This window comes from Variovorax sp. Varisp53, from assembly GCF_059491555.1.
This window is the reverse complement of record NZ_CP168512.1, coordinates 3,277,980-3,294,510: the sequence shown is the minus strand read 5'-3', so window position 1 is coordinate 3,294,510 and position 16,531 is coordinate 3,277,980. Positions and strand designations below refer to the sequence as shown.

Below are 16,531 nucleotides of genomic sequence, written 5' to 3'. Positions count from 1 at the left end.
TTTCAGCCGGCCCTTTCCGTGCCGGTTCAATTCACAGATGAACAAAAACTTCAGTCGCTTTCGCCTGCGTAGCGTTGCCGCGGTGGTCGCCAGTGCGCTCGCCGCCACGGCAGCTTGGGCCGTCGAGCCTTTCACGGTGCGCGACATTCGCGTCGAAGGCCTGCAACGCGTCGAAGCCGGCACGATCTTCGCATCGCTGCCGCTGCGCGTGGGCGATACCTACAGCGACGAGCGCGGTTCAGCCGCCATTCGCGCGCTGTTCGACTTGGGGTTGTTCAAGGATGTGCGCATCGACGTGAACGGCAACGTGGTGGTGGTGATCGTCGAAGAGCGGCCGACCATTGCAGACGTCGATTTCGTCGGTACCAAGGAGTTCGACAAGGCGGCTTTGCAGAAGGCGCTGCGCGAAGTCGGACTGGCCGACGGCCGCCCCTACGACAAGGCGCTGGCCGACCGTGCCGAGCAGGAGCTCAAGCGCCAGTACGTGAGCAAGAGCCTCTACAACGCACAGGTCGTGACCACCGTCACGCCCATCGAGCGCAACCGCGTCAACCTGACCTTCACCGTGACCGAAGGCGATTCGGCCCGCATCCGCGAAGTGCACGTGGTGGGCAACAAGGCCTTCAGCGAATCGACGCTGCTGAGCTTGTTCGACCAGGACAGCGGCGGCTTCATGAGCTGGTACACCAAGTCGAACCAGTACTCGCGCGCCAAGCTCAACGCCGACCTCGAAACCCTGCGCTCGTACTACATCACGCGCGGCTACCTCGAGTTCCGCATCGACTCGACCCAGGTTGCCATTTCGCCGGACCGCAAGGACCTGACGGTGACCGTGAACATCACCGAAGGCGAGAAGTTCGTTGTGTCGAGCGTCAAGCTCGATGGCAACTATCTCGGTCGCGACGAGGAGTTCAAGTCGCTCATCACCATCAAGCCGGGCGAGCCCTACAACGGCGAACAGGTCACTGAAACCACCAAGGCCTTCAACGACTATTTCGGCACCTTCGGCTACGCGTTCGCACGTGTGCAGGCGCGCCCCGAGATCGATCGTGTCAACAACCGGGTGGCGCTCACGCTGCAGGCCGAACCTTCGCGCCGCGTGTACGTGCGGCGTGTGTCGGTGGGTGGCAACAACAAGACCCGCGACGAAGTCATTCGCCGTGAGTTCCGCCAGTACGAGGCCTCCTGGTACGACGGCGACAAGATCAAGCTCTCGCGCGACCGCGTGGACCGCCTGGGGTTCTTCACCGAGGTGAACGTCGATACGCAGGAAGTGCCCGGCTCGCCCGACCAAGTGGACCTGACCGTCAACGTGGCCGAAAAGCCCACCGGCAGCCTGCAGCTCGGCGCCGGCTACTCGAGCGCCGAGAAGGTCGCACTGACCTTCGGTATTTCGCAGGAAAACGTGTTCGGCTCGGGCAACTTCCTGGGCGTGCAGGTCAACACCAGCAAGTACAACCGCACGTTGTCGCTGACGACCACCGATCCGTACTTCACGCCTGACGGCATCTCGCGCACGATCAGCGTGTATCACACGACGACACGGCCGTATTCGACGACCATCGACGGCGACTACAAGCTGGTCAACCAGGGCGCTTCGATCCGCTTTGGCGTTCCGTTCAGCGAGGTCGATACGGTCTTCTTCGGCATCGGCCTGGAGCGGTATGCGTTCGATCCGAACAAGACGACGGCACTCGCGGGCTTGACCACGCCGCGTTCCTACCTCGACTACTTCCAGTGCCATCTCAACACGAGCCCTGTCAGCAACGGCCCGCTGCTGCCGCCTACACCGGCTGGCTGGCTCGTCACGGGCTGCTCGCAGGACAGCGTCTGGGGCGTGCCGCTGAGCGTGGGCTGGGGCCGGGACAACCGCGACAGCGCGTTGATTCCGACCACCGGGCGGCTGCAGCGTGCCAACCTCGAACTGGGGGTGGCGGGCGACATGAAGTACGTCAAGACGAACTACCAGTACCAGCAGTTCTTCGCGATCAACAAGCAATACACCTTCTCGATCAACGGCGAAGTCGGCTATGCCAAGGCGCTGGGCGGCAAGGTCTATCCGATCTTCAAGAACTTCTATGCGGGTGGTCTTGGCTCCATTCGCGGTTTCGAGCAAAACTCGCTGGGTCCACGCGATGTGCCGCTGTTGGGCCAGAGCGAAGGTGCTGCTTTGGGCGGCACCAAGAAGGCCATCTTCAACGCGGAGCTGAGCACGCCGTTCCCGGGCGCCGGCAACGACCGCACGCTGCGCCTGTACGGCTTCTTCGACGTCGGCAATGTGTTCGGTTCGCGTGCCGCCGGCCTGACCGACGAGCAATGGAAGGCCGAGAAGAAGCTGCGCGCTTCGGTCGGCCTGGGCATCAGCTGGATCTCGCCGCTGGGCCCGCTGCGTCTCGCCTACGCCTTCCCCATCAAGTCCCAGAAGGAAGTAGGGGTCCCGCTGACGCCCGGCTACATCCCGAAGGATAGAATTCAGCGCCTCCAATTCCAGATCGGAACGTCTTTCTAAATGAAGCATTTGATTCGCGCCGCGGCAGGCGTGTCGTTGATTTCCGCTCTCGCGTTCGCTGCGGTGCCCGCCCAGGCGCAGGAAACCTTTCGCATCGGTTTCGTGAACCCGGACCGCGTGCTGCGCGAGGCGCAGCCGGCCAAGACTGCCCAGGCAAAACTCGAAGCCGAATTCCTGAAGCGCGAGAAGGATCTGACTTCGCAGGGCGACGCTCTGAAAGCGGCCTCGGAGAAGTTCGAGCGCGAGGCGCCCACCCTGTCGGAAAGCCAGCGGGCAGCGCGCCAGCGCGGGCTGGTCGACCAGGATCGCGACTTTCAGCGCAAGCGGCGCGAGTTCCAGGAAGACCTGAACTCGCGCAAGAATGAAGAGCTCCAGCAGGTCTACGAGCGCGCCAACCGCGTGGTGAAGCAGGTGGCCGAGGCCGAGAAGTACGACGCCATCCTTCAGGAGGCGATCTACATCAATCCGAAGCACGACATCACCGACAAGGTGATCAAGGCGCTGAACGCGTCGGTCAGCTCTCCTGCGCCTGCGGCCGGCAAGTAACGCCGGGAGCCGGCGTGTCACTGCAGCTCGGAGCCATCGTTGACGCCCTTGGGGGCGAACTTCATGGCGATGCGGCGCTGTCCATCGAGCGGCTGGCGCCGCTGCAGAATGCGCAGCCCGATGCGCTCAGTTTTCTGAGCCATCCCAAATACCAGCAGGAATTGGCGGCTTCGAAGGCCGCTTGCGTGATCGTGTCGCCGGCCATGCGCGAGGCGGCTGCGGCGCGTGGCGCTTTCATCCTCACGCCGGATCCATACTTCTACTTTGCCCGCCTGACACAGCTCTGGAAGGCGCACCACGCGCGTCCGGAAGCCGATCGCATCCATCCCAGCGCAGTGATCCATGCAGAGGCCCAAGTTGATGCCACTGCGCGCATCGGCGCGCTGTGCGTGGTGGAGCGGGGCGCGCGCATCGGTGCGGGCACTGTGCTGAAGTCCCGGGTGACGGTCAGCGAAGACTGCACCATCGGCGAGCGCTGCCTGCTGCACCCGGGCGTGGTCATCGGTGCCGACGGCTTCGGCCTGGCGCCGCACGAGGGGCGCTGGATCAAGATCGAGCAGTTGGGCGCGGTGCGCATCGGCAACGACGTCGAGATCGGCGCCAACACCTGCATCGATCGCGGCGCGCTCGACGACACAGTGATCGACGACGGCGTGAAGCTCGACAACCTGATCCAGATCGGCCACAACGTGCGCGTTGGCAAGAACACCGCCATGGCGGGCTGTGTCGGCGTGGCTGGCAGCGCCATCATCGGCGCCAACTGCACCTTCGGTGGTGGCGCCATCGTGCTGGGCCATCTGACGGTGGCCGACGGCGTCCACGTGTCCGCCGCAACCGTGGTTACCCGTTCGATCCACAAGGCCGGCCAATACACCGGCATGTTTCCCATCGATGACAATGCGAGCTGGGAAAAGAATGCGGCAACGCTCAAGCAGTTGCACAGCCTGCGCGAACGACTGAAGGCGCTGGAGAAGGCTCCCTCGAAAAAATGACGACGATGCAGGAACAGAAAATCATGACAAAGCCAGCGATAGCGCTCGATATCCATCAAATCCTCAAGCTGCTGCCTCACCGCTACCCGTTCCTGCTGGTGGACCGCGTACTGGACATGGAAAAGGGCAAGCGCATCACGGCGCTGAAGAACGTGACGATGAACGAGCCGTTCTTCAACGGCCACTTCCCGCACCGCCCGGTGATGCCGGGCGTGCTGATGCTCGAAGCCATGGCCCAGGCCGCGGCCCTGCTGTCGTTCCATTCGCTCGACATCGTGCCGGACGACAACACCGTCTACTACTTTGCCGCCATCGACGGCGCACGCTTCAAGCGGCCCGTGGAACCCGGCGACCAATTGACGCTCGAAGTCGAGATCGAGCGCATGAAGGCCGGCATTTCCAAGTTCAAGGGCCGGGCCCTGGTGGGCAGCGAACTCGCCTGCGAGGCGACGCTGATGTGCGCCATGCGCCAGATCAACTGATCCGGCCGCAGTCGTTTCCACAACGCATGACCCAGGTTCACTCGACAGCACTCGTCGACCCCCAGGCCGAACTCGACGCCTCGGTGTCGGTCGGTCCCTATACCGTGATCGGTCCGCATGTGCGGGTGGGCGCGGGCACTACCATCGGCGCGCATTGCGTGATCGAGGGGCGCACGACCATCGGGCGCGACAACCGGATCTTCCAGTTCTCGTCGCTCGGCGCCATTCCCCAGGACAAGAAGTACGCGGGCGAGCCGACCGAGCTCGTCATCGGCGACCGCAACGTCATTCGCGAGTTCTGCACGTTCAATCTCGGCGTACCGGGGGCGGGCGGCGTGACGCGCGTGGGCAACGACAACTGGATCATGGCGTACACGCACATCGCGCACGACTGCCAGGTCGACAACCACACCACGCTGGCCAACAACACCACGCTGGCCGGCCACGTTCACCTCGCGGACTGGGTGACGGTCGGTGGGCTCACCGGCATTCACCAGTTCGTCTCGGTGGGGGCGCATGCCATGCTCGGCTTCGCAAGCGCGGTGTCGCAGGACGTGCCGCCTTTCATGCTGGTCGACGGCAATCCGCTGGCAGTGCGCGGCTTCAACATCGTCGGCCTGCGCCGGCGCGATTTCTCCGCCCAGCGGCTCGCGGCGGTGAAACAGATGCACCGGCTGCTGTACCGCCAGGGCAAGACGCTCGAGGAAGCGCGCACGGCCATTGCCGCGCTCGCGACGGAAATGCCGGAAGCTGCAGGTGACGTCGCGCTGATGGAGTCCTTCCTCGCCAACTCGACGCGCGGCATCGCGCGCTGACGTGACCGCGATGCAGAAGGACGGACAGCGACGCTTCGCGCTGGTCGCGGGCGAAGCCTCCGGCGATCTGCTCGCGGGTTTGCTGCTCGATGGCCTCCAGGCCCGTTGGCCGGATCTCCAGACCGTCGGCATCGGCGGCCCTCGCATGTTGGCCCATGGCTTCCAGAGCTGGTGGCCACAGGAAAAGCTCGCGGTGCGCGGCTACGTCGAGGTGTTGCGGCACTATGCCGAGATCGCCGGCATCCGCCGCCAGCTGAAGACCCGTTTGCTGAGCGAACGGCCCGAACTGTTCATCGGCGTCGATGCGCCTGATTTCAATCTCGATCTCGAAGCCGGGCTGCGCAGCCAGGGCATCAAGACCGTGCACTTCATCTGCCCTTCGATCTGGGCCTGGCGGCCGAAGCGCATCGAGAAGGTCCGGGCTGCGGCCGACCATGTGCTGTGCATCTTCCCGTTCGAGCCCGAACTGCTCGAAAAGCAGGGTGTTGCGGCGAGCTATGTGGGGCATCCGATTGCCAACGTGATCCCGATGACGCCCGACCGCGCCGCGGCCCGCGCCGCGATCGGGTTGGCGTCCGACGCTCAGGTCGTCGCCTTGTTGCCGGGCAGCCGTCGCTCCGAGATACGCTACCTGGCGGACCGATTCTTCGCCGCCGCCGCGCTGATGCAGAAGGCCCGGCCGGCGCTCCAGTTCGTGGCGCCCATCCTTCCGGGGCTGCGCTCCGAGGTCGAGGCCTTGCTCCAGGCCAGCGGCATGACGGGCCGGGTGAAGCTGCTCGATGGCCAGTCGCACGCCGCGCTGGCCGCCTGTGACGCGACGCTGATCGCCAGCGGCACCGCCACGCTCGAGGCGGCGCTGTTCAAGCGGCCGATGGTCATTGCCTACAACATGAACGCGCTCTCGTGGCGCCTGATGCAGCGCAAGCAGTTGCAGCCGTGGGTCGGCCTGCCCAACATCCTGTGCCGCGAGTTCGTGGTGCCCGAACTGCTGCAGGAAGCCGCCACGCCAGAGGCGCTGGCCCAGGCCACGCTGGCCTGGCTCGACGATCCCGAAAAGACACGGGCCCTGCAACAAAGATTTTCCGAGCTGCACGTGCAATTGCAGCGCGATACGCCGACACTTTGCGCCGATGCGATCCAGAAAGTTCTTGAAAGCTGAGCAAGCCCGTTTGGTGTGGGACGCGCCGGGCCTGCTCGCAGGCGTGGACGAGGCCGGTCGCGGCCCGCTGGCGGGCCCCGTCGTGGCCGCGGCGGTGATCCTCGACGACACCCGGCCGATCCGCGGACTGGCCGATTCCAAGACCCTCACGCCTTTGCAGCGCGAGCGCCTGCACGACCAGATCCTGGCCAAGGCCCTTTGCTGCTCCATCGCCCAGGCGAGCGTCGAGGAAATCGATACGCACAACATCCTGCAGGCCACGATGCTTGCGATGCGGCGCGCGGTCGAGGGCTTGCGCCTGAAGCCGGCCAAGGTGCTGGTCGACGGCAACCGCCTGCCGACGCTGGACGTGCTGGCCGAAGCCGTGGTCAAGGGCGATGCGCTGGTCAAGGCGATTTCGGCTGCGTCCATCCTGGCCAAGGTCCACCGCGACCGCCTCTGCGAGCAATTGCACGTCGAATTTCCAAATTACGGCTTTGCCGGCCACAAGGGCTATGGCACGCCGGAGCACCTGGAAGCGCTGCAGCGCCACGGCGCCTGTGTGCATCACCGCCGGTCGTTCAGCCCGGTTGCCGCCGCGCTGGCTCGAACGGCAGCGGGTACCGCGCAGGTCGTCGAGGCCATGTCGGCCGCGCCCACGGTGTTTGCGGCAACGGTCGAGACCGTGCACCTCGACTTGCGCGCCGCGCCCTGACCCCCATGACCACCACCGATCCCGGCGCGAGCCTCATCAGTTCGCGCGACAACCCGCTGCTCAAGGACCTGCGCAAGCTGGCCCAGGACCCGGGCGCCTATCGCAAGCTGCGCCGCATCTGGCTCGAAGGTGACCATCTGTGCCGGGCGGCGCTTGCGCGCGGCGTGAAGCCGGCGATTGCGGTGTTTTCGGAGTCTTTCTGGCCTGCAGCCCCTGCCGAATGGGCAAATAGTGCTATCAAAACCGTAGTGGTCAGCGATGATCTGCTGCGCGGCGCCAGCGGCCTGGAATCGCCTGCGCCGATGGGCTTCGTGCTCGACCTGCCAGCGCGGCCGGAGCTGATCCCCGATGCGCCCAGCGTGGTGCTCGACCGTCTGCAGGACGCCGGCAACGCCGGCTCCATCCTTCGCAGCGCGGCTGCTTTCGGCTTCACCCAGGTGATCGCGCTCAAGGGCACGGCGGCGCTGTGGGCGCCGAAGGTGCTGCGTGCAGGCATGGGTGCCCATTTCGGCCTGCGGCTGATCGAGGGCGTGGACGCCGACGTGCTCGACGGCCTGAAAGTACCGTTGATGGCTACCAGTTCGCACCACGGCGAGTGGCTTCACAAGGCCGAGCTGCCGCATCCCTGCGCCTGGCTGATGGGCCATGAAGGGCAGGGCGTGTCACCCGCGCTCGAGGCGCGCGCCACGCACCATATCCGCATCGCCCAGCCGGGCGGCGAGGAGTCCCTCAACGTCGCGGCAGCCGCCGCGATCTGCCTGCATGCGAGCGGAGCAGCCCTGCAGGCCGAATAACACACCCAGACCGGGCTACAATCGGGGGCTTACTCGCAAATCAGCGTCGCCCGGCCGCCTTTAACGCCAAAATCCCCTGAAGCAGCAGTCCGCAGGCAACGCGCCTGGGGCTCCGGGCGACCGTAACCATCCGGAGAACCCAGTGCTTTTGTCTCTCAAGGGAAGTTTCCCGCCCGCCATCCTGGCGCTCGCAGACGGCACGGTCTTTCAAGGCAATTCGATCGGAGCCACCGGCTCCACGACCGGTGAAGTGGTGTTCAACACCGCCATGACCGGTTACCAGGAAATCCTCACCGACCCGAGCTACTGCCAGCAGATCGTGACCCTCACGTATCCGCACATTGGCAACTACGGCGTCAACGGTGAAGACATCGAAGCCGACAAGATCCATGCCGCGGGCCTGATCATCAAGGACCTGCCCCTCGTTGCGTCCAACTTCCGCAAGACCGCCACGCTGACCGAGTACCTCGTGTCGGGCAACACGGTGGCCATTGCGAACATCGACACCCGCAAGCTCACGCGACACCTGCGCACTTACGGCGCGCAGAACGGCTGCATCCTGGGCCTGGCCGTGGGCGAGACCGTGACGCAGGCGCTGATCGACAAGGCCATCGCCGCAGCCAAGGCTGCGCCGAGCATGTCGGGCCTCGACCTCGCCAAGGTGGTGTCGGTCAAGCAGACCTATGAATGGACTGAAACCGAGTGGAAGCTCGGCGCGGGCTACGGCGTGCAGATCACGCCGAAGTTCCACGTCGTCGCCTTCGACTACGGCGTCAAGAAGAACATCCTGCGCATGATCGCGCAGCGCGGCGCGCGCATCACCGTGGTGCCCGCACAAACGCCCGCGGCGGACGTGCTCAAGCTCAAGCCCGATGGCATCTTCCTGGCCAACGGCCCCGGCGACCCGGAGCCTTGCGACTACGCCATCAGCGCCGTCAAGGAACTGATCGAGACCGGCATCCCGACCTTCGGCATCTGCCTGGGCCACCAGATCATGGCGCTGGCCTCGGGCGCCAAGACCTTCAAGATGAAGTTCGGCCACCACGGCGCGAACCATCCGGTGAAGGACCTCGACAACGGCCGCGTGAGCATCACCAGCCAGAACCACGGCTTCGCGGTCGACGAGAAGTCGCTGCCAGCCACCCTGCGTCCTACCCACATCAGCCTGTTCGACAACACGCTGCAGGGGCTGGCGCGCACCGACAAGCCCGCGTTCTGCTTCCAGGGCCACCCTGAAGCCTCGCCCGGTCCGCACGACATCGGCTACCTGTTCGATCGCTTCACGGCACTCATGGAAAAGCACAAGACGGAGAGCAAGAATGCCTAAGCGCACAGATCTCAAATCGATCCTCATCATCGGCGCCGGCCCGATCATCATCGGCCAGGCCTGCGAGTTCGACTACTCCGGCGTGCAGGCCTGCAAGGCGCTGCGCGAAGAGGGCTACAAGGTCATCCTGATCAACAGCAACCCCGCGACGATCATGACCGACCCGGCCACCGCCGACGTCACCTACATCGAGCCGATCACCTGGCAGACGGTCGAGAAGATCATCGCCAAGGAACGCCCCGACGCGATCCTGCCGACCATGGGCGGCCAGACCGCGCTGAACTGCGCACTCGACCTGTGGCGCAACGGCGTGCTCGACAAATACACGGGCGCAGCCACCAACAAGCCCGTCGAGCTGATCGGCGCCACGCCCGAGGCCATCGACAAGGCCGAGGACCGCCTGAAGTTCAAGGACGCGATGACCAAGATCGGTCTCGGTTCGGCGCGCTCGGGCATTGCGCACACGATGGACGAAGCCTGGGCCGTGCAGAAGACGCTCGGCTTCCCGACCGTGATCCGCCCCAGCTTCACGCTCGGCGGCACCGGCGGCGGCATCGCCTACAACCCCGACGAGTTCGAGACCATCTGCAAGCGCGGCATCGAAGCCTCGCCGACCAACGAGCTGCTGATCGAAGAGTCTCTGCTCGGCTGGAAAGAGTACGAGATGGAAGTCGTGCGCGACAAGGCCGACAACTGCATCATCGTCTGCTCGATCGAAAACCTCGACCCGATGGGCGTGCACACCGGCGACTCGATCACCGTGGCACCCGCGCAGACGCTGTCCGACAAGGAATACCAGATCCTGCGCAATGCTTCGCTGGCCGTGCTGCGCGAGATCGGCGTGGACACCGGCGGCTCGAACGTGCAGTTCGCCATCAACCCGAAGGACGGCCGCATGGTCGTCATCGAGATGAATCCGCGCGTGTCGCGTTCGTCCGCCCTGGCTTCCAAGGCCACGGGTTTCCCGATCGCCAAGGTCGCGGCCAAGCTGGCCGTGGGCCACACGCTCGACGAGCTGCGCAACGAAATCACCGGTGGCGCCACGCCCGCATCGTTCGAGCCCTCGATCGACTACGTGGTCACCAAGATCCCGCGTTTCGCCTTCGAGAAATTCCCGCAGGCCGATTCGCGCCTCACGACGCAGATGAAGTCGGTGGGCGAGGTGATGGCCATGGGCCGCACCTTCCAGGAATCGTTCCAGAAGGCCCTGCGCGGCCTCGAAGTGGGCGTGGACGGCCTGAACGAGAAGACGCAGGACCGCGAAGTGCTCGAAAAGGAACTGGGCGAGCCCGGTCCCGAGCGCATTTGGTACGTGGGCGATGCCTTCGCCATGGGCCTGAGCGTTGATGAAGTGTTCGCGCTGACCAAGATCGACCCGTGGTTCCTGGTGCAGATCGAAGAGATCGTGAAGATCGAACTCGAGCTCGAAACCAAGTCGCTCGAGCAGATCGACAAGGACACGCTGCTCGCGCTGAAGAAGAAGGGCTTCTCCGACCGCCGCCTCGCCAGGCAGTTGAAGACCACCGACACGGCCATCCGCGAGAAGCGCCGCGCCCTGGGCGTGCGCCCGGTCTACAAGCGCGTGGACACCTGCGCGGCCGAGTTCGCGACCAACACGGCCTACATGTACTCGACCTACGAGGACGAGTGCGAAGCCGATCCGACCGACAAGAAGAAGATCATGGTGCTCGGCGGCGGTCCCAACCGCATCGGCCAGGGCATCGAGTTCGACTACTGCTGCGTGCACGCCGCGCTCGCCATGCGCGAGGACGGCTACGAGACCATCATGGTCAACTGCAACCCCGAGACCGTCTCGACCGACTACGACACGTCCGACCGCCTGTACTTCGAGCCGCTGACGCTCGAAGACGTGCTCGAGATCGTCGACCGCGAGAAGCCGCTCGGCGTGATCGTGCAGTACGGCGGCCAGACGCCGCTGAAGCTCGCGCTCGACCTCGAAGCGAATGGCGTGCCGATCATCGGCACCTCGCCCGACATGATCGACGCGGCCGAAGACCGCGAGCGCTTCCAGAAGCTGCTGCACGAGCTGGGCCTGCGCCAGCCGCCGAACGCCACCGCGCGCACCGAACCCGAGGCGCTCGAGAAGGCCGCGGCCCTCGGCTATCCGCTGGTGGTGCGTCCGAGCTACGTGCTCGGTGGTCGCGCGATGGAAATCGTGCACGAGCAGCGCGACCTCGAGCGCTACATGCGCGAAGCCGTCAAGGTCAGCAATGACTCGCCGGTGCTGCTCGACCGCTTCCTGAACGACGCTGTCGAGTGCGATGTCGACTGCATCCGCGACGCCGAAGGCGCCACGCTGATCGGCGGCGTGATGGAGCACATCGAACAAGCCGGTGTGCATTCGGGCGACTCCGCCTGTTCGCTGCCGCCCTACAGCCTGAGTGCAGAAACCATCGCTGAACTGAAGCGCCAAAGCGCCGCGATGGCCAAGGCTCTGAACGTGGTCGGCCTGATGAACGTGCAGTTCGCGATCCAGCAGAAGGATGGCAAAGACGTCATCTACGTGCTCGAAGTGAACCCCCGTGCTTCGCGCACCGTGCCCTACGTGAGCAAGGCCACCGGCATCCAGCTCGCCAAGGTGGCGGCACGCTGCATGGCTGGCCAGTCGCTCAAGTCGCAGGGTGTGACGAAGGAAGTCACGCCGCCGTACTTCAGCGTGAAGGAAGCCGTGTTCCCGTTCGTCAAGTTCCCGGGCGTGGACACCATCCTCGGCCCCGAGATGAAGTCGACGGGCGAGGTGATGGGCGTGGGCAAGACCTTCGGCGAAGCCTTCGTGAAGTCGCAGCTCGGCGCGGGCACGCACCTGCCGAAGTCGGGCAAGGTCTTCATCTCGGTGAAGAACAACGACAAGGCGCGTGCCGTGGAAGTGGCGCGCGGTCTCGTCAAGCTGGGCTTCGAGATCATCGCCACCAAGGGCACGGCTGCCGCCATCGGCGCCGCCGGCATCGAATGTGCGACGGTGAACAAGGTGACCGAAGGCCGCCCGCACATCGTGGACATGATCAAGAACAACGAGATTGCGCTGGTCATCAACACAGTGGAAGAGCGCCGCAATGCGATCACCGATTCGCGGCAGATCCGCACTTCGGCGCTGCTGGCGCGCGTGACCACCTTCACCACGATCTTCGGTGCCGAAGCTGCGGTGGAAGGCATGGGCTTCATGGACGAGCTGGGCGTGATCTCGGTGCAGGAGATGCACGCGCAGCTGGCTGCCGCCTGAGCGCCGTCATGGAAACGCAGCTCGTCGAACTGGACCTGAGCGACTGGAACGCGGCCACGCCGAAGGAGGCGTGGATCGCGGCGCTGGAAGCGGGCAAGGTGCTGTATTTCCCGCGCCTGGGCTTCGAGCTGCTGCCCGAAGAGCGCAGCCTGCTCACGCCGAGCCTGCTGTCGCCCGATGTGCGCAACATCAGCCTCGATGCCAATGGCAAGCTCAAGGGCGCGGTCGGCGACGAGGCGGTGCAGCGCAAGGCTGCGGCGATGGTAGGGCGCTTCCGGGCGCAGGCGACGCAGCTCATTCATGGGCTGTTGCCGCACTACACGCCAGCCTTGCGGCTGGCGCCCACGAGCTACCGGCCGGCGCAGGTCGAGACGCGCGTGCAGTCGTGGCGCGCGGACGATCGGCGTTTGCACGTCGATGCGTTCCCGTCGCGTCCCAACTACGGCGAGCGCATCCTGCGTGTGTTCACCAACGTCAATCCTGAAGGCGCGCCGCGCGTGTGGCGCGTGGGCGAGCCTTTCGAGAACATCGCGAAGCGCTTCCTGCCGCGCGCCAAGCCGTATGTGCGCTGGCAAGCCACGCTGCTGCAGGCGCTGCACGTGACCAAGTCCTTCCGCAGCGAGTACGACCACCTGATGCTGCAGCTGCACGACGGCATGAAATCGGACATGGCGTACCAGGAAAACTCGCCGCAGGAAAAGGCCGAGTTCCCGCCGGGCTCGGTGTGGGTGTGCTTCTCCGACCAGACTTCGCACGCCGTGATGGCGGGCCAGTACATGCTCGAGCAGACCCTTCATCTGGCCGCTTCGAAGCAATACAATCCCGACTCGAGCCCGCTCGCCATCCTGAGCCGGCTGACCGGACGCAATCTCGTCTGACCTGTCCCCCCAATCGACCGCCGAACGGCATCGTTCGGCGGTTTCGCTTTATGGAGAACCAACAACATGGCCACCATTCCGATCACCAAGCGCGGCGCTGAAAAATTGCGTGCCGAACTGCACCAGCTCAAGACGGTCGACCGTCCCTGGGTCATCAACGCCATTTCCGAGGCACGCGCCCAGGGCGACCTGAGCGAGAACGCCGAGTACGAAGTCGCCAAGGACCGCCAGGGCTTCATCGAAGGCCGCATCCAGGAGGTCGAAGGCAAGCTGTCGGCCGCGCAGATCATCGATCCGAGCGAGCTCGATGCCGGCGGCAAGGTGGTGTTCGGCTCGACCGTGGAGCTCGAGGAGGAAGAGAGCGGCGACGCGGTGAAATACCAGATCGTCGGTGAGGACGAAGCCGACCTGAAGCTCGGCCTGATCAACATTTCCAGCCCGATCGCGCGCGCGCTGATCGGCAAGGAAGAGGGCGATACGGCCGAAGTGCAGGCGCCCGGCGGACTCAAGCGCTACGAGATCGTGGCCGTGCGCTACCTCTGATTTTTCGATCCATGAAAGACCGCATTGCGCTGATGCTGGCCGCCTTCTGGTGGGGCAGCCTCACCACGATCGGTTTCCTGGTGGTGCCGATGCTGTTCGCGAAGCTGGGCAATCCATCGGTGGCGGGCAACTTCGCCGGCCAGTTGTTCGAGGCGCAGAGCTGGATCGCAATTGCCTGCGGGCTGATCCTGCTGATCCATTTCAGGTCCAAGGCCGACGAGCGCATGGACGGGCCGGCGATGACGGCGATCTTCTTCATCCTGGGTGCGCTGTTGCTGGCGCTGCTTCAGCAGTACGCCGTGGCGCCGCGCATCCTGGCGCGCGAGAACCTCAAGTTGTGGCACGCCGTGGGCAGCGGCATGTACTTCGCGCAGTGGCTGTGCGCCGGCGTGCTGCTATGGCGCATGGGCGCCCGCAAGCCGGGCTGAAGTGCAGAGGCGGCAACTGCCGCCTCGCGCCTCTCACTCTTTCCAATACTTGGCGACCCAGCCCGCAGGCCGGATGTACCGGAAGGCCCGGTTGCGGCGGCCCGCCAGCGCATCCGGCGGGTTGCACTCGCCATGGAACACCATGATGCGCGCGCCCTCGGGCACGAAGGGCTCTTCCCAGTAGTTGGTCGGCCAGGTCGGGATGCCGTGGTACTTGAAGCTCGGGCACCAGGCGTCAGGCCAGTAGGCCAGCTTGCCCTGCTTGTGGAGCACGTCAGAGAGGTAAGCCTGCTCGTTGCGGTACTCGGCCTGGACCTTGTCCATGTTGGCGCGGAAATACGCCAGCACGTCGGCATGGGCGCCCAGCTCGAAACGGTAAACCGACGAATTGCCGGTGACCCGCTCGCGTCGCCAGGGGCGGGCGTAGTCGTGAATGATCAGGAATTCGCCGGGCTGTTCGAAGAAGGCGTCCAGGCTGCCGACGACCACCACGTCGAGGTCGAGGAATAGGGCGGTGCCGCGCAGGCCGTGCAGATCCTGCTCGAAGGTTGTGAGCTTCTTCCAGGCGCCATCGCGCTGGCCCGGGGCCAGGTGCAGATTGAGGGGCGGGATCGGCAGGCACGTCACCTCGGGGTGGATGCCGTTGCCGTCGTCGGTCAGGCACACGAACTTGAAGTCGCCGCGGAGGTTGCGGCGCACCATCGCGTAGAGCCGGTTGACGTATTCGGGGCCGTATTTCGTGCCCCATTTCATGCAGAGGATGTGGCGCTGGGCGCCTTGCGCTGCCACCGAGCTCAGTCCGACTGGTTGCGCTTCTTGGCCGACAGCGGCCGCTTCGCCTTGGCGCGCTTGATGGTGCCACCGGGGGTGAGGCGCTGATTGCCGAGCACACGCAGGGTCTTGATTTCGGGGCGCTGGCCGCCGCGCTTGCTGTATTTGACGATCTTGACGTCGCGCGGGCCGGGCATGCGGTCTTCATCGACCACGCGCTCCTTCTCGGGCTTCGGGCGCCAGAGCACCAGCAGCTTGCCGATGTGCTGGATCGGGGCGGCGCCGAGTTCGTCGGACAGCTCGCGCAGCATGGCGTCGCGGGCGAGGCGGTCGTCGGAGAAGACCCGGACCTTGATCAGGCCATGGGCCTTGAGCGCCGCATCGGCCTCTTTTTTTACGGCAGGGGTGAGCCCGTCTCCACCGACCATGACGATCGGATCCAGGTGATGAGCTTCGGCGCGGTGCACCTTGCGCTCGGCAGGGGTAAGTTGAATGGCGGGCATCCCCGTATTATCGACGCGTACACGAAGACCTTCATGAGCACCAAAGCCAAAAGCAAAAAAGTCAACAAGGCGTGGCTGCACGACCATATCAACGACCCCTACGTGAAGCTCGCCACCAAGGAGGGTTATCGCGCGCGCGCCGCCTACAAACTCAAGGAGATCGACGAGTCCCTCGGGCTCGTCAAGCCAGGGCAGCTGGTGGTGGACCTTGGTTCTACCCCGGGTGCCTGGAGCCAGTACCTGCGCCGGCGCATGTCGCCCGGCGGGGCGGCGGCCGGCGAGCTGAACGGCACCATCGTTTCGCTTGACATCCTGCCGATGGAGCCCATTGAGGGGGTGATCTTCCTGCAGGGGGATTTTCGCGAAGACGCGCTGCTGCAGCAGTTGCTGGGCGTGCTGGCGGGCCGAAAGGCCGACCTGGTTGTGTCGGACATGGCGCCCAACCTATCAGGCATTCATTCGGCCGACGCCGCCCGCGTGGCGCACCTGATCGAGCTTGCGATCGACTTCGCCCAGCACCATCTGAAGCCTGAAGGAGCACTGGTGGCCAAGCTGTTCCATGGCAGCGGCTACGACGACCTGGTGAAGCTTTTCAAGGCGAATTTCCGCGTCGTCAAGCCGTTCAAGCCCAAGGCATCGCGGGACAAATCGGCTGAAACCTTCCTGGTCGGCGTGGGCCTCAAGGCCTCGGATACGCCTTGATACCTTGCTGCGCAGCGGCTCGCCAGGGGCACAAACCCATGCCAGCCTATCGCCACATTAGGGAAATGCCCGCTTTTCGCAGCTTGAAAAGCCTAAAATGGGTCGCAATTGCGTACCCATAGCGCGTTTTTCATCTGTCTGTCACGC

Annotated in this window: 16 protein-coding genes; 14 read left to right on the top strand and 2 right to left on the bottom strand. The window is 64.9% G+C overall.

The window, feature by feature from the left end; genetic code table 11:
• The first annotated feature begins 37 nt into the window (after nucleotides 1-37).
• From bamA to ACEOAB_RS15345, 13 genes are all read left to right on the top strand, one after another.
• Nucleotides 38-2,509 carry an outer membrane protein assembly factor BamA gene (gene bamA / locus ACEOAB_RS15405; protein WP_056592655.1) on the top strand — a complete coding sequence of 824 codons (2,472 nt, stop codon included), beginning with the start codon at nucleotides 38-40 and terminating at the stop codon, nucleotides 2,507-2,509.
• The gene (locus ACEOAB_RS15400) at nucleotides 2,510-3,055 is read left to right on the top strand and encodes an OmpH/Skp family outer membrane protein (protein ID WP_056592658.1); all 546 of its coding nucleotides are present in this window, start codon (nucleotides 2,510-2,512) and stop codon (nucleotides 3,053-3,055) included.
• A 14-nt stretch (nucleotides 3,056-3,069) separates the two neighbouring features.
• Nucleotides 3,070-4,047, top strand: a complete 978-nt coding sequence (lpxD, locus tag ACEOAB_RS15395) for a UDP-3-O-(3-hydroxymyristoyl)glucosamine N-acyltransferase (protein WP_056592662.1) — start codon at nucleotides 3,070-3,072, stop codon at nucleotides 4,045-4,047.
• A gap of 23 nt (nucleotides 4,048-4,070) precedes the next feature.
• Nucleotides 4,071-4,529, top strand: a complete 459-nt coding sequence (gene fabZ / locus ACEOAB_RS15390; RefSeq protein WP_007836981.1) for a 3-hydroxyacyl-ACP dehydratase FabZ — start codon at nucleotides 4,071-4,073, stop codon at nucleotides 4,527-4,529.
• Nucleotides 4,530-4,555: 26 nt separating this feature from the next.
• Complete coding sequence (lpxA, locus tag ACEOAB_RS15385; RefSeq protein ID WP_056592665.1) at nucleotides 4,556-5,344, top strand: acyl-ACP--UDP-N-acetylglucosamine O-acyltransferase; 789 nt, start codon at nucleotides 4,556-4,558, stop codon at nucleotides 5,342-5,344.
• 10 nt (nucleotides 5,345-5,354) lie between these two features.
• A complete protein-coding gene (gene lpxB, locus ACEOAB_RS15380; RefSeq protein ID WP_082572077.1) occupies nucleotides 5,355-6,503 on the top strand; it encodes a lipid-A-disaccharide synthase in 1,149 nt (382 codons plus the stop codon).
• Nucleotides 6,475-7,197, top strand: a complete 723-nt coding sequence (gene rnhB / locus ACEOAB_RS15375; protein WP_056594355.1) for a ribonuclease HII — start codon at nucleotides 6,475-6,477, stop codon at nucleotides 7,195-7,197. Before lpxB ends, rnhB begins: the two co-directional genes overlap by 29 nt.
• A gap of 5 nt (nucleotides 7,198-7,202) precedes the next feature.
• Entirely contained in the window at nucleotides 7,203-7,991 is a 789-nt protein-coding gene (locus ACEOAB_RS15370) for a TrmH family RNA methyltransferase (RefSeq protein ID WP_056592668.1), read from the top strand.
• A 142-nt stretch (nucleotides 7,992-8,133) separates the two neighbouring features.
• Nucleotides 8,134-9,318 carry a glutamine-hydrolyzing carbamoyl-phosphate synthase small subunit gene (carA, locus tag ACEOAB_RS15365; RefSeq protein ID WP_056592670.1) on the top strand — a complete coding sequence of 395 codons (1,185 nt, stop codon included), beginning with the start codon at nucleotides 8,134-8,136 and terminating at the stop codon, nucleotides 9,316-9,318.
• Nucleotides 9,311-12,559 (top strand): carbamoyl-phosphate synthase large subunit, encoded by a 3,249-nt coding sequence (gene carB / locus ACEOAB_RS15360; RefSeq protein WP_056592673.1) that lies wholly within the window; start codon nucleotides 9,311-9,313, stop codon nucleotides 12,557-12,559. Before carA ends, carB begins: the two co-directional genes overlap by 8 nt.
• A gap of 8 nt (nucleotides 12,560-12,567) precedes the next feature.
• Nucleotides 12,568-13,437 (top strand): Kdo hydroxylase KdoO, encoded by an 870-nt coding sequence (kdoO, locus tag ACEOAB_RS15355; RefSeq protein WP_056592676.1) that lies wholly within the window; start codon nucleotides 12,568-12,570, stop codon nucleotides 13,435-13,437.
• Nucleotides 13,438-13,503: 66 nt separating this feature from the next.
• Complete coding sequence (gene greA, locus ACEOAB_RS15350; RefSeq protein ID WP_056518766.1) at nucleotides 13,504-13,980, top strand: transcription elongation factor GreA; 477 nt, start codon at nucleotides 13,504-13,506, stop codon at nucleotides 13,978-13,980.
• An 11-nt stretch (nucleotides 13,981-13,991) separates the two neighbouring features.
• Nucleotides 13,992-14,408 (top strand): DUF4149 domain-containing protein, encoded by a 417-nt coding sequence (locus tag ACEOAB_RS15345; RefSeq protein ID WP_056592680.1) that lies wholly within the window; start codon nucleotides 13,992-13,994, stop codon nucleotides 14,406-14,408.
• A gap of 33 nt (nucleotides 14,409-14,441) precedes the next feature.
• On the opposite strand, the gene ACEOAB_RS15340 is transcribed toward ACEOAB_RS15345, so the two are convergent.
• Nucleotides 14,442-15,161 (bottom strand): hypothetical protein, encoded by a 720-nt coding sequence (locus ACEOAB_RS15340; protein ID WP_056592683.1) that lies wholly within the window; start codon nucleotides 15,159-15,161, stop codon nucleotides 14,442-14,444.
• A gap of 41 nt (nucleotides 15,162-15,202) precedes the next feature.
• Nucleotides 15,203-15,682 carry a YhbY family RNA-binding protein gene (locus ACEOAB_RS15335; RefSeq protein WP_056592686.1) on the bottom strand — a complete coding sequence of 160 codons (480 nt, stop codon included), beginning with the start codon at nucleotides 15,680-15,682 and terminating at the stop codon, nucleotides 15,203-15,205.
• 33 nt (nucleotides 15,683-15,715) lie between these two features.
• On the opposite strand from ACEOAB_RS15335, the gene ACEOAB_RS15330 reads away from it, so the two are divergent.
• On the top strand, nucleotides 15,716-16,384 hold the full coding sequence (locus ACEOAB_RS15330) for an RlmE family RNA methyltransferase (RefSeq protein WP_056592689.1): 669 nt from the start codon (nucleotides 15,716-15,718) through the stop codon (nucleotides 16,382-16,384).
• Nucleotides 16,385-16,531 lie beyond the last annotated feature (147 nt).